The organism is Flavobacterium sp. CF136, assembly GCF_000282055.1.
Lineage (GTDB): Bacteria > Bacteroidota > Bacteroidia > Flavobacteriales > Flavobacteriaceae > Flavobacterium.
On the sequence record NZ_AKJZ01000027.1, the window covers coordinates 83,049 to 95,591 of the forward strand.

16 protein-coding genes are annotated in these 12,543 nt (G+C 33.6%); 13 read left to right on the forward strand and 3 right to left on the reverse strand.

The genetic code is table 11. The features are described from left to right. The first annotated feature begins 9 nt into the window (after positions 1-9). From PMI10_RS10660 to PMI10_RS22175, 4 genes are all read left to right on the forward strand, one after another. Positions 10-852: an NAD(P)H-binding protein gene (locus PMI10_RS10660; RefSeq protein ID WP_007807579.1), complete on the forward strand. Its 843-nt coding sequence runs from the start codon at positions 10-12 to the stop codon at positions 850-852. Positions 853-1,311: 459 nt separating this feature from the next. After that, entirely contained in the window at positions 1,312-3,219 is a 1,908-nt protein-coding gene (locus PMI10_RS10665) for an SPFH domain-containing protein (protein ID WP_007807581.1), read from the forward strand. 504 nt (positions 3,220-3,723) lie between these two features. Beyond that, the gene (locus tag PMI10_RS10670) at positions 3,724-4,359 is read left to right on the forward strand and encodes a hypothetical protein (RefSeq protein WP_007807583.1); all 636 of its coding nucleotides are present in this window, start codon (positions 3,724-3,726) and stop codon (positions 4,357-4,359) included. A gap of 19 nt (positions 4,360-4,378) precedes the next feature. Next, entirely contained in the window at positions 4,379-4,576 is a 198-nt protein-coding gene (locus PMI10_RS22175; RefSeq protein WP_035631713.1) for a hypothetical protein, read from the forward strand. 190 nt (positions 4,577-4,766) lie between these two features. Here the strand turns inward: PMI10_RS22175 and PMI10_RS10680 are convergent, their stop codons facing one another. Then, entirely contained in the window at positions 4,767-4,985 is a 219-nt protein-coding gene (locus tag PMI10_RS10680) for a helix-turn-helix domain-containing protein (RefSeq protein WP_007807585.1), read from the reverse strand. Positions 4,986-5,078: 93 nt separating this feature from the next. Between PMI10_RS10680 and PMI10_RS10685 the strand changes: the two genes are divergently transcribed. From PMI10_RS10685 to PMI10_RS10700, 4 genes are all read left to right on the forward strand, one after another. Beyond that, positions 5,079-5,267, forward strand: a complete 189-nt coding sequence (locus PMI10_RS10685; protein WP_007807587.1) for a SymE family type I addiction module toxin — start codon at positions 5,079-5,081, stop codon at positions 5,265-5,267. 176 nt (positions 5,268-5,443) lie between these two features. Next, entirely contained in the window at positions 5,444-6,031 is a 588-nt protein-coding gene (locus tag PMI10_RS10690; RefSeq protein WP_007807589.1) for a hypothetical protein, read from the forward strand. Between the two features lie 185 nt (positions 6,032-6,216). Next, positions 6,217-6,774: a hypothetical protein gene (locus PMI10_RS21670; RefSeq protein WP_007807591.1), complete on the forward strand. Its 558-nt coding sequence runs from the start codon at positions 6,217-6,219 to the stop codon at positions 6,772-6,774. A gap of 160 nt (positions 6,775-6,934) precedes the next feature. Next, a complete protein-coding gene (locus PMI10_RS10700) occupies positions 6,935-7,729 on the forward strand; it encodes a hypothetical protein (RefSeq protein WP_007807593.1) in 795 nt (264 codons plus the stop codon). A 261-nt stretch (positions 7,730-7,990) separates the two neighbouring features. On the opposite strand, the gene PMI10_RS10705 is transcribed toward PMI10_RS10700, so the two are convergent. Beyond that, positions 7,991-8,374 carry a YybH family protein gene (locus tag PMI10_RS10705; RefSeq protein WP_007807595.1) on the reverse strand — a complete coding sequence of 128 codons (384 nt, stop codon included), beginning with the start codon at positions 8,372-8,374 and terminating at the stop codon, positions 7,991-7,993. Between the two features lie 43 nt (positions 8,375-8,417). Next, complete coding sequence (locus PMI10_RS10710) at positions 8,418-9,158, reverse strand: 3-oxoacyl-ACP reductase family protein (RefSeq protein WP_007807597.1); 741 nt, start codon at positions 9,156-9,158, stop codon at positions 8,418-8,420. A gap of 151 nt (positions 9,159-9,309) precedes the next feature. Here PMI10_RS10710 and PMI10_RS10715 point away from each other — a divergent pair, with 151 nt between their 5' ends. From PMI10_RS10715 to PMI10_RS10735, 5 genes are all read left to right on the forward strand, one after another. Next, entirely contained in the window at positions 9,310-9,666 is a 357-nt protein-coding gene (locus PMI10_RS10715) for a winged helix-turn-helix transcriptional regulator (protein WP_007807600.1), read from the forward strand. 192 nt (positions 9,667-9,858) lie between these two features. Continuing rightward, entirely contained in the window at positions 9,859-10,239 is a 381-nt protein-coding gene (locus PMI10_RS10720) for a hypothetical protein (protein WP_007807603.1), read from the forward strand. Between the two features lie 199 nt (positions 10,240-10,438). Next, positions 10,439-11,011, forward strand: coding sequence for a hypothetical protein (locus PMI10_RS10725; RefSeq protein WP_007807605.1), 573 nt, complete (start codon positions 10,439-10,441; stop codon positions 11,009-11,011). 156 nt (positions 11,012-11,167) lie between these two features. Continuing rightward, entirely contained in the window at positions 11,168-11,566 is a 399-nt protein-coding gene (locus tag PMI10_RS10730) for a DUF7674 family protein (RefSeq protein WP_007807607.1), read from the forward strand. 175 nt (positions 11,567-11,741) lie between these two features. Further along, entirely contained in the window at positions 11,742-12,431 is a 690-nt protein-coding gene (locus PMI10_RS10735; RefSeq protein WP_007807609.1) for a tetratricopeptide repeat protein, read from the forward strand. Positions 12,432-12,543: the final 112 nt, after the last annotated feature.

Below are 12,543 nucleotides of genomic sequence, written 5' to 3' on the forward strand. Positions count from 1 at the left end.
ACATTTATCATGGAAACAAAGAAAATCTTATTACTGGGCGGAAACGGAAAAACCGGCCGCAGGGTAGCACAACTTCTAAACAATGTAAATAACGTTGAAGTCCGAATTGGTTCAAGAAGCGAAAATCCGCCTTTTGACTGGGAGAAACCCGAAACCTGGCCGGAAGCAATAAAAGGGATCGATACCGTATATATTACTTTCCAACCCGATTTAGCAATACCTACAGCCCCAGGAATCATTAAACAATTTACAACTCTTGCTACTGAAAATGGCGTTAAAAAAATGGTCCTTCTCTCAGGAAGAGGCGAAAAAGAAGCACAGGTTTGCGAAGAAATCGTAAAATCGACAGCCAGAGAATGGACCATTGTCAGAGCCAGCTGGTTTAATCAGAATTTTAGCGAAAGCATATTTTTAGAACCTATTTTGGCTGGTTTTGTTGCTTTACCCAAAGCTGACATTCTGGAACCATTTACAGATGCTGACGATATTGCGGCTGTAGTTGCCGAAGTCCTTTTAAACGAAAAACACAATGGAAAAACGTACGAACTTACAGGACCGGAATTACTCAATTTTGAACAGGCAATTACTGAAATAGTAAAAATTACCGGCAGGGAAATTACATTTCAGGCACTTTCTTTAGACGATTATATCGATATGCTTCGCGGGTATCAGGTTCCGGAAGACGTAATCTGGCTGGTAAATTATCTTTTTTCTGAAGTTCTTGACGGACGAAATTCAAGTATTACCAATGACATTGAAAAAGTCTTAGGCCGAAAAGCGACCAATTTTACAGAATATGTTCAGAAAACGGCTAAAACCGGAATTTGGAATGAAGTAAGCCAATTGTCATGAATTATGTAGAGCTCCTAAATTAAAATGCAGAATTCATAATCCGATTTGCGTAAGCAGGTCGGATTTTTTATGGCATGTCCCGCAGAAAAAGCGGGCCGGGCTATCCGCTAAATCTTTTGTTCCGTTTCACTTCACAAAAGGATATCGCTATTATCCCTCATGCGACATCTGGTTTTATAACAGCTTTTGGTTTTTCGTAATAAAACTTAATTCACATTTCAAACATCTCCTCCCAACCTCATCCAAATTCAAACAATTGCCCTTTTAAATTGTTAAAGCCCAAAATACCAATCATAGTTGACACAGCAAAAAATCGTGTCACAAATTGACAATTCCAACGATTTAAAATCGGCTGATTTTCGAGCTTTTCTGTTAAAATTTTTCAAATGTTAATTTTAAAAATTTTCCATTTTAACAGGAAATATTTCTCTTATGTTTGCAGAATAAATAACTAAAACTATGAGTGAAATTACTTCTTATTGGTGGATTATCTTAATTTTATTTTCCATCTTCTTTTACAAATTTGTATTACGCGTTTTCTTCGGAATGGTAATCGTTCCCGAAGATAAAATTGGTTTGGTAACCAAAAAATTCGTTTTGTTCGGCGCGGACAAATCACTTCCGGATGGCAGAATTATCGCTACAAAAGGCGAAGCAGGTTATCAGGCAAAAACACTGGCTCCCGGTTTATACTGGGGCATGTGGATCTGGCAATATACTGTTGACATGAGCGGCTTTACCATTATTCCGGAGGGAAAAATCGGACTCATATTGAGTAAAGACGGAAAGGAAATTCCAACCGGGCGAATCCTTGCCCGAAAAGTAGACAGTGACAACTTTCAGGATGCGACAGCTTTCCTTAACAATGGCGGTCAAAAAGGACGTCAGACCGCTTTTATTACCACAGGATCGTATCGTATCAATACGTTCTTATTCGAAATTGTAATTGCAGACCAAATCAAGATTTACGAAAACATGATTGGTATCGTAACAGCACTTGACGGCGAACCGATTCCTCAGGGACAAATTGCCGGTAAATTTGTAGAAGACCACAACAACTTTCAGGATTTCGATAAGTTCCTCGACAAAGGCGGAAACCGTGGTTTACAGCCTCAGGTAATGCTTGCAGGTTCCTACTACATCAATACATGGGGAATCCTGATTGAACAAAACCCAATGACCGATGTGCCTATTGGATATGTTGGAGTTGTGATTTCGTACATAGGAGAAGACGGACAAGACGTTACCGGCGACACTTTTAAACACGGAAACATTGTTTCAAAAGGGCAGCGTGGTGTTTGGATGGAGCCTCTGGGACCGGGGAAATATGCCCTTAATAAATATACGACGAAACTTGAAGCAGTTCCAACAACCAATCTGGTCCTGAACTGGGCAAATGCACGAAGCGAATCACATGATTTGGACAAAAATCTTTCGACGATTACAGTACGTTCAAAAGATGGTTTCCCTTTTAATCTGGACGTAGCACAAATCATTCACGTTCCGGCCGCCGAAGCCCCAAAAGTAATTGCCCGTTTTGGAAGCATGAACAATCTGGTTTCTCAGGTTTTAGAACCAACAATTGGTAACTATTTCAGAAACTCGGCTCAGGACAGTGACGTTATTTCTTTCTTAACCACCAGAAAAGAGCGTCAGGAATCAGCTAAAAATCATATCAAACTGGTATTGGACGAATACAACGTAAATGCTGTTGATACCTTAATCGGAGACATCGTACCGCCGGATTCATTAATGAAAACGTTAACCGACAGAAAACTGGCTGAAGAAGAGCAAAAGACATATCAGACCCAAAGAATGGCGCAGGAACAGCGTCAGGGAATGGAGAAAGAAACTGCGATTGCCGATATGCAGAAAGAAATCGTTCGTGCCTCACAAAGTGTTGAAATTGCACAGCGTACTGCAGATGCGACCGTGAAAAAAGCCGAAGGTGATGCAACCAGCTTAAAACTGAATGTAAACGCTGAGGCCGAAGCAACAAAAATGCGTGCCAACGCCGAAGCGGAAGCTACAAAAGCAAGAGCCGGAGCACAAGCCGAAGCCACAAAACTAAATGCCAGTGCTGAAGCCGAAAGGATTTCGAAAACCGGTTTGGCCGAAGCGGAGAAAATTATGGCAATTGGTAAATCTACTGCCGAATCGTATCAGTTGCAGGTAAGCGCAATGGGCGGTGATAATTTTACCAGATACAAAGTCACTGAAGAAATCGGTAAAGGAAACATCAAGGTAATTCCGGATGTTTTAATCTCAGGGAACGGTGGTTCTGATAGCTCTATCAGTGGTTTATTAGGTTTAAAACTAATGGAAATGATGGATACTCCTGATAGTAAAAAACCTAAAAAAGAATAACATTTTTTAATTTTCAATCCTAAATCCGATTTGTGTAAGCAGATCGGATTTTTTTATGGCATGTCCCGCAAAAAAGCGGGTCGGGCTATCCGCTAAATCTTTTGCTCCGTTTCTCTTCACAAAAGGATATCGCTGCTATCCCTCATGCGACTTGTTTTTATTCAAGAACTTTTAGGACACAGTTACGAAACATACTAATTTAAGCAGAACCTATTGTACTATATTCAAAAAAATCAAACATAACTTAATTCTGAAAATAGAGCTTATTTTTTTAATTAAAAAAATCTTACAAATAAAAAATTATTATAACAATTTATAAATCTTTTCCTATATTCGCTAAATAAATACAATTACCATTTATCGCACAAACCCAACCAAAAATGGAAATTGTTGAAGCCATTTTATGGCAAGGCAGAAACCCATAAGGGAATAACCGCAGAAAATCTTTGACTGCCTAAAAGTTTCAGAAAAACTTGCAAAGATTCAAGCAAAATAAACTATCTTTTGAAAAATAAATTTTTAACAACAGTAGGTATAATTGCAATATTTGTAATTGCTTTAGTGATTTTTTCTTGTACTAGAGAAACACAAGAAGATCAAGATACCATAACTACTAGTAATGATGTCTTAGCTTTATTGGAGAAAAAAAAGAATATTGTTAAAGTCGAAAATGCTACTACTTTGAAGGTCTTAAATGTGTTAGTAGATCAGAATAGTGAAAACTTATTTTTCCAAACTAAAAATAAGAATGAGTATTTTATAATATCAAAGATTGGAAATAAATTTACACTTTTAAAAGGTGTTTTGAGCAATAATGAATTTATTGGCGAAAAAAAGTTTGAATTATTAGATAATATGGATGACGAAGGAAATGGTAATTTTGTTATAAAAAACATTGATGAAGATGTCGCGATAATTCAAACTTATAGAAACGATAAATTTTCAAATAAGATTAATACAATAGGTGATATCAGAAAAACAAATAAAATAAACGATCTTTGTCAAAGAGAAAATCATGAATCTTTTTCAAGTTGTAATAGTAGAGAAACAGATCAATTTTGTGATGATTTTGTTTCAACAGTTGCATATATTACTAATCCAAGTATTGCAATTCTTATTGCAGGACTGTGCTCTTGTTAAATTTAATATTCAAAAAATAATGAAAAAATTTAAAATTAATCCGTTTAGATTATTAATAATAGGGATGGTCATTGTGATTATTGGCTCCATTGCAAAAATCACGAAAGAGTCTTTTTATCAACCAATATTAATTATTGGTTTAATTATTGAACTAATAAGTGTTCTAATGATTTTAAATCTGTTTAATAAAATTATAAAACATTTTAAAAGACAATAATGCTGTCAAGCACATTCTTAAATAAAAAGTATTTTTTGGCAAAGCCAAAAAATACTTTTTATTTTTACTTTTTTCTTAATATTATCCCATTGCTAAAAAAACTTCTTGCAACAGCCATTTTAAGCTAGTGTGTAATTTAGTAGAATTATCATTTTTAATCGTATTTCATTATTTAAAAATAAAATCCGTTTTAAGACAAATCTACCAGCTTTGACAAAGAAATCTCCAAGGCATTTGCAATTTCAAGCAAAGTATAAAGTGTCGGGTTGACTTTGCCGTTTTCAAGTTTTTCAATAGCCTGACGATCTTTATGGCAAGCTCTCGCCAAGTCGGACTGACTCCAACCTTTTTGTTCACGAAATTTGATAATCCGCTTACCTAACTCTTTCTTTAATTTATCTCGGGTCATAAATCAAATGTCAGCTAATTTGTTGACAAGTTTGTCATATAAAAAGTTGACAAATTGATTTTTCAACCTACATTTGTCATATAATTATATGACATGGCAAAATCCAGAAAACTCAAAATTCACACGAAATACCAAGCGAGAGCATATGGAGGAATCACCATTCCAGAAATTAGACTTGAGGGCAAATGGCTTGACGAACTTGGGTTCAAGCAAGGACAAATTGTAAGCATAGAACAAGAGAAAAACAAACTGACAATTACTATTGACAAAGAAGAGGAATAACTATGCTCTATATCCGTTTTTTTGACGCAATAACTGGTTTAGTTTTTCTTTGCCTGAATAAATAACAATGTTGAACTTTTTGTTATCTTTAGAACTAATTATCAAAAATTCCGCTACTGGCACCAATCTTCAGGATGCTATATGCCATTGTAAAACCAAGATAACCCGATTACGAAATGAAGAAATTTATAAAAACCCTTTTAACTGAAATAGGCAAACTATTTTCAAAACAAAACAAAATAGTTACACCACAGAAAACACTGACACCACAACAATTTATTCAAAAAGTATTAATCAACGAAGTTGGCGAAATACATATAAAACATCCTTACATTTCATTTGCTATGATGTCTATTGGAATTGAATTTCTAGGTAAAACATTAAATACTTTTGAGGATTGGAACGAATCTGGTCATTCAAAAGCAGATTTTGAATTAGCTATTAATACACTAAACTCATTTAAAAAATACAGACCATTGCTTAAAAGCCACAACCTTTGGACAAGTTTAAGAAACGGATTCCTTCATTCATTCGTGCCAAAAAACACATTATCATTATCTAGCAAAAGTGAAAGAGCACACATGGAAGCGGTAACTTCGACAAAAATAAATCTATGTTGCGAAGATTTATATATTGACTTTAAAAAAGCTTGCGAAGAAGTGCTTGCAATGACAACTTATAATAGTAAAAAAATGAGTTTATCATTACTATCTGTTCCTTCCGACATAGCAAACAGTACTTCTTATAGCGGAACAACTACCTAATTAATAAGGAGTTTTAAAAAAACATATAACACACGTCTCTATCCATATCCACTTGCAAATTTAGTGGAATTACAGTTTTTTTATCGTATTTTAGTTTAACCGAAAATACTTAGCTTTATAAGCTGCAAACAGCTAGAGGAGCGAGAACGTTGTGTGTGTAATTTAACTATCAAAACTTTAAAAATATGATATTATGTGAAGAAGTTCAAACCACCAATTGGGAAGCAATAATAGCTACTGGGGCTTTAATTATTTCATTAGTTTCGGTAATCTTTACTTGGCAACAGTTAAAAATACAAAGAGTGCATAACCTAAAATCAATTAAACCAATAGGAAGAATCCGAATTGGTGATTATGAAAACAAAATTTATGTTGCTGTTGAAAATAGCGGAATTGGTCCCATGATATTAAATGAAATATTAGCTAAAAATAATTCTAGAGAAGCAAAAGAAAAATTCATAGATATTCTGAGTAAAGAATTGACCGACAGAGTTGTTTGGACAGACTTTACAGGTAGATATCCTGAGAGGTCAATTCTTCCTGGATCAATGCTTAATTTATTGGTTTGGACACCAAACGATTCTTATGATAACAAGCCAGAAGCGATTGAAATTGATAAAAAAGATTTAAGAAATGAATTGAAAGACATAAAATTAATCGTTACCTACACTGATATTTATGAATCAACAACATACAAAACAGAATTAGAATTTAAAGAATGGTTTGGAAGACACGAATCATAATAAACTACACACAACAGCTACAACGGATTTGGGCAATTGGCTTAATGGAAAGTTGGTTGATGATTTGGCAAATCCGAGAATAGGACTTAATTTAGTACCAAACTCACTGTAGTACCAGAACGTTGTGCGTCATTATACTCAAATCTTCGCTAAAATTGAAATGGAAAGAAATAAAATCGTAATAATAGTTGGTGCAGGTGCCGTTGAAAATGCTTGGGTTCCGATTGTAAATGCTATTAAAGTTGTCACTAACCAAAACGTAGATATAGACGGTGCAAACTGCTTCTTTGCTAGATTAATCTATCTTCTTAGATTTTACTCGAAGATACCACATGCCGATGCTGAAAGCTATTTAAAAATTTCGAAAGAAAACACCACGACTTTAAAAAATGGCATTTGCGAAGAAATCAAAATTGCTCAAAGTAACGGAATTTTAAAACCGCGTCCTGAATTCAGAAAAATTTTGAAAAAATTTGCTTTTAATGATTCTAGAAATAGTGTTGGTATGATTTCAACTAATTGGGATACGGTTGTAGATGACGATTTAGACGATTTACTAAAAACAATTAATAGCGATGGGCAAACTTTGAAATGTTTTCATATTCACGGTAGCATAGAATTTCCCGAACACTTATATCTTCCTTCTGAGACCACACAGGAAAACTATAGGTCTGATATTGAAAATAAAAAATTTGGACTTAATCATGCCATGACAATACAATTCTTAGAACAAGCTAATCAAATATTAATTTACGGTTTATCATTAGACCCATTAGATGCTGAACTTAGTCAGGTATTAGGCGGAGCTGGTTTTCCAAACAATCAATTACAGGAAATCATAATTGTAAATCCAGATTACGAAAAAATTAAAAATCGCATAAAAATATTAATGTTTCCAAGGAATAATATTAAAATTAGATGCTTTTCTCCTGAGGATTTGGAAACTGAAAAATAACGTCGCACAACAGCTGTTTGGTAAGATTGCAAATTTTGTGTCAAATTCTCGTTTACATTTCGCAATAAATTTTATCTTAACAGAAAATAATCCGTTCCGAAGTTCGCAACCTTAACGCAGACGCACTCCCAAAGAATTAACACTTCAAAAAACTGAAAATACTACAGGAAAAAGTGTTAATTAAGTAAAACATTTTAGGGGCACTAATTATAAAAAAAATCACAGCATTGCTTGAAAAGTAACGCTGTGATAAGAATAAATTTAAAGACCTCGATTGAACATATATCTTGATATTTTCCAATCGCCATTTTCTTTATTCAATATAAAAAATTCTCGCATTTTGCTTTTTACATCCTGTTTTTCATTTATCATAAAAAGGTTTACGTCGGAAGCAGTACGAACTATTGCCATATCCCCATATATAGATACTTCATTGTAATCGGTAGTTGCACTTACAAATTTAATGGCACCGAATGTCTGATTATAAGCAATTTGTAACTCACTCTTTCCTGTAGCTGTTGGCAGGTCAGCCGGCATTAATACAGCATTTTCACTGTAAAGATTAATGATAGCATCTATATTTGTTTCGTACAGATACTTAAAGTAATTGCTTACTATTTCTTTTGCTAATTCTTTATCATTCATTTTATATTTTTATTTAATTTCAAGTTAATTGGACATTTTTTATTTAGCTAACAAGTCCACCGTCGATATTGATACTTGCACCAGTGATGAATTTAGCAGAAGGACTTGCAAGAAATGCAACAAGTTCAGCAATATCACTTTTGGTTCCGTAACGTCCAAGTGCCACATATCCTCTAATAATATCTGCGAATGGAGAATCGGCAGGGTTCATATCAGTTTCAATTGGACCAGGTTGCACAGTATTTGCAGTTATCCCTCGTGGTGCTAAATCACGGGCAATGCCTCTTGTTAAACCAGCAACTGCGGCTTTTGTCATTGCGTAGACAGAACCAGTTGGAAATACTGACCTTTCGGCAGCAACACTTCCAATATTGATAATTCTACCATTGTCATTCATTAAAGCCACGGCTGCTTGTGTTGCTACAAACACACCTTTGATATTAACCGCTACCATTCTGTCGAAATCGGCAATTGTTACGTCAGGCAACATTGCGTTGCCAGCTATACCAGCATTATTTACTAAAATATCAAAATTTCCTAAAGCATCATTTGCCACTTTTATTGCAGAGATGATTGAATCTGTGTTGCCACTATCTGCTTTAATAGCGATTACCTTTGTTTCATTTGTTGATAATTCAAAGGCTAATTGATTGGCTGTTTTTTCCGAATTAGTATAAGTAAATGCGACATTTACTCTTTCTGACGCTAACTTACTAACTATTGCTTGCCCAATCCCACGACTTCCGCCCGTTACAAAGGCTACTTTACTTTTAATTGATTCCATTTTTTATTTTTTTTAAATTGTTATTAAATTATCTCTTTTGAGTTTGCAATATTAAATTAAAACTTTACTTTTGGCAAGTAGATACTTATTTGTAGTTTACTTACCAAAAAGTAACTATTGCTGATTATCAATTATTTAATAACTTAAAAAAATGAAAAAAAATATTGAAATCGACCAGAAATGTACAAGATGTGGTGTTGAATACGCATTCAAACGTATTGGAGGAAAATACAAAGCCAGAATTATTTGGCATTTAGGAATAAATGCTGAACTCCGCTTTGGAGAATTAGGAAGAGTTTTACCTGACGTAAGTACAAAGATGCTTACTCAAGCTTTAAGAGAGCTTGAAAGTGACGAATTAATAACTCGTAAAATGTATCACGAAGTACCGCCCAAAGTAGAATATTCATTAACTACTACAGCAAGACAACTAATTCCATTTTTAGAACATTTAAACGATTGGGGACATACACAGATAAGAAATGAAAGTGTAAGTACGGTAAAGTAAAGGTAGCAGCTAACAGGCGTTTGGCAAGATTGGGGTTCAAGGCTGAATTTAAAAATCGTTTTGTACTTGGGGAATTTGTGTTTAACCGAAAACCCCCACATCTTTATACCCCAACCTCGCCAAGCGCCAGAACGTTGGCGGTAATAGTACCGAAAATATGCTGAAAGAGACATTATATTGATTTAGTTATTTATGGGTAAAATAAAATTATTTAATGAAGGCGACGTAATCTTAACAAATCCAGCAGAAGGATTTTGGGGAATTGCGGTCGTATTATCTGAAAGAGAAAAGACCGAAAAATATCATCCAATGTGTCATATCGCAATAACTCCAATTATCTGTAAACATAAAATTGAATTTAGCGAACTTAAAATTGAAGAACTAAAACCATTGGAATTTGAAAGAGTTTATGCTTTAAAAAACGTTGAAGAATTTTCTAAAATCGAAACTTGCATCGGAGTTTATACAAGAAGAAATAAAGAAAATATTAAAATCATTGGGTCAATTAATCCTAAAACTGTTTATGACGGCCCTTTACCTTTTGAACCTTGGTATGATTTAAAAATTACATGACCGTTATATGGAGACACTAATGAATCACTTGGAAGAGAAGCTTACATAACTTGGAAAAGACAACGGATTTAGGCAATTGGCTTAATGAAAAGTTGGTTTTGTATTTGGGATGATTTGACAAATCCGAAAAGCGGGCTTAATTTAGTGCCAAACCCACTATAGTACCAGAACGTTACCTGCAAGCTTTAAACCAAAAATTATGTTCAAAAGAATTTTTAAAAAGCAGAACCCTGACAAACTTTCCAAAGTTAACTATTGGAATAAATGGAAATTATATGAACTCTTTAAAGACTTATACATAGCCGAAAAAATTTTAACTGATAACGAGAATTATAAAAAAGAAGACAACTTTTTAAAATTCAAAGACGACTTCATTGAAGAATTACACGAAATAGAAGGAGATAATGTTGCTGATTTCACTAGAATCTGGAAATGGTTTGCGCCGACAAAAGAATGGGATACATTTTGTGGGGAAAATGGAAACGAATTGGGAAATGATATCTATAGGATTACTGACAAATGGAAAAGAAACCAAGACTTTGAAAAGGGAACAAAAGTGTTATTAAAAAATGAATTTGGAGTAGTGTTGGACAAAACTGTTGAAAATGAAATTTATGGACAAATTCGTTGGGACACAAATAAAGAAAAAGACATCGAAGATTGGCGTGGATTATTTGGGACTTTTTTGCAAACAGGCGAAGAAATTATTAGTCAAGAACACCAATTTAAATATATAAATGATGACGGTACAACGAAGAAAGCCAGCAGGTAACAGCTACTACAATGGATTTAGGCAATAGGCTTAATGGAAAATGGTTTTGTATTTGGGATGATTTGGCAAATCCGAAAATGGGCTTAAGGGAGTCCCAAACCCGCTGTAGTACCAGAACGTTATGCGTCATTTTAACAGAATCAACCGAAATAGAAAATGGAAAATAATAATTGGACAAATTTGAATAATAACAAAATAAAACCGAAGGAATTTTTTTCGGAATTGACAATTGAATTTCCTGATTTGAAAACTGAAATTGAGAACCAAGATTATAAAATGGTTCATTTCAGAATGGAATTTTTTTCGGACTATAATATTCTGCAAATAAAAACTAAAAATATCACTGAATTAAAACGCTGTTTTGACTTTCAAGAAACTCGTATTGAAAAACTAAACTCAGACTTGATAAATGCGCTGAATGTTTCATATTGTGAATCATTACTACTTGGTGAATGTGCTAAAGAAATGACTGAAATAATAAAACTAATGCCTCCAAAATTGAAAAAAATTTATGTTGAATATGAAGAATATTATAACGGACTGAGAAAATCTTAAAAAACGAACGCATAACAGCCGTTACAAGAGATTTGGGTATTTGGCTGACTTTAAAGGTAGTTTTGTACTTGGAAAATTTGTGTTTAATGGAAAAATACGCATCTTTAATCCCAAACCTCATGTAGCGCGAGAACGTTAGCCGTAATATTCACTCAAAAAAACGTAAAAAAGAAAAATGAAAATAAAAATTGCTTTATCATTATTATTACTGAATTTATTTATTGTTGGCTGTGGTAATTCACAAAATAAAGAAGACGTTAAATATTATGAACAAAAATTAAACTCTCCTACAAAAAGTACAGAAGCATTAAAATACTATACAGAAGGATATAACGAATTTCAGAATGGGAATTATGAAGATGCAATCAAAAATTATAAAAAAGCAATACAAATAGATTCTAATTATACTGATGCAATTGATAATTGTGCATTATCGTTTCGTAAATTAAATAAATTAGATGATGCTGAATGTTATTACAAACTATCATTGAAAAAATTACCAAAAAATGAACTTGCAATGCATAATTTAGGATTAGTTTATATGTTTAAAAATGACTTTAAATCAGCAAAAGAGACATTTAAAAAGCTATTAAAAAACAATCCAAAATACGGAGATGGATTATATAGTTTATCTGAGGTTTACTTAAGAGAAAACAATAATGATTCTGCAATAGTTTATAGTAAAAAAGCATACGAAGTTTGGAAAGATAATAATCCAGAATTTTCGGCAGATGCATTGTATTATACAGGATTAGGTTATCTTCAGAAAGGAGATAAAAAGAAAGCAATGGAATATTTTATGAGAGCCAACAAACTTGGAAAAAATATAAGTCCTGAAATTCAGAAACAACTAATGGAAAAATAAATACTACGTCTAACACACGCTACAAACAATTTGGGCATTTGGCTTAATGCAAAAATTGGTTTGTATTTAGACGATTTGGCAAATCCGAAGAATGGGCTTAATTTAGTCCCAA

What these genes read in the sequence shown, in the direction of transcription:
- PMI10_RS10660 (WP_007807579.1), top strand. Translation starts at nt 10, where the DNA reads ATGGAAACAAAGAAAATCTTATTACTGGGCGGAAACGGAAAAACCGGC.
- PMI10_RS10665 (WP_007807581.1), top strand. Translation starts at nt 1,312, where the DNA reads ATGAGTGAAATTACTTCTTATTGGTGGATTATCTTAATTTTATTTTCC.
- PMI10_RS22175 (WP_035631713.1), top strand. Translation starts at nt 4,379, where the DNA reads ATGAAAAAATTTAAAATTAATCCGTTTAGATTATTAATAATAGGGATG.
- PMI10_RS10680 (WP_007807585.1), bottom strand. Translation starts at nt 4,985, where the DNA reads ATGACCCGAGATAAATTAAAGAAAGAGTTAGGTAAGCGGATTATCAAA.
- PMI10_RS10685 (WP_007807587.1), top strand. Translation starts at nt 5,079, where the DNA reads ATGGCAAAATCCAGAAAACTCAAAATTCACACGAAATACCAAGCGAGA.
- PMI10_RS10690 (WP_007807589.1), top strand. Translation starts at nt 5,444, where the DNA reads ATGAAGAAATTTATAAAAACCCTTTTAACTGAAATAGGCAAACTATTT.
- PMI10_RS21670 (WP_007807591.1), top strand. Translation starts at nt 6,217, where the DNA reads ATGATATTATGTGAAGAAGTTCAAACCACCAATTGGGAAGCAATAATA.
- PMI10_RS10700 (WP_007807593.1), top strand. Translation starts at nt 6,935, where the DNA reads ATGGAAAGAAATAAAATCGTAATAATAGTTGGTGCAGGTGCCGTTGAA.
- PMI10_RS10705 (WP_007807595.1), bottom strand. Translation starts at nt 8,374, where the DNA reads ATGAATGATAAAGAATTAGCAAAAGAAATAGTAAGCAATTACTTTAAG.
- PMI10_RS10710 (WP_007807597.1), bottom strand. Translation starts at nt 9,158, where the DNA reads ATGGAATCAATTAAAAGTAAAGTAGCCTTTGTAACGGGCGGAAGTCGT.
- PMI10_RS10715 (WP_007807600.1), top strand. Translation starts at nt 9,310, where the DNA reads ATGAAAAAAAATATTGAAATCGACCAGAAATGTACAAGATGTGGTGTT.
- PMI10_RS10720 (WP_007807603.1), top strand. Translation starts at nt 9,859, where the DNA reads ATGGGTAAAATAAAATTATTTAATGAAGGCGACGTAATCTTAACAAAT.
- PMI10_RS10725 (WP_007807605.1), top strand. Translation starts at nt 10,439, where the DNA reads ATGTTCAAAAGAATTTTTAAAAAGCAGAACCCTGACAAACTTTCCAAA.
- PMI10_RS10730 (WP_007807607.1), top strand. Translation starts at nt 11,168, where the DNA reads ATGGAAAATAATAATTGGACAAATTTGAATAATAACAAAATAAAACCG.
- PMI10_RS10735 (WP_007807609.1), top strand. Translation starts at nt 11,742, where the DNA reads ATGAAAATAAAAATTGCTTTATCATTATTATTACTGAATTTATTTATT.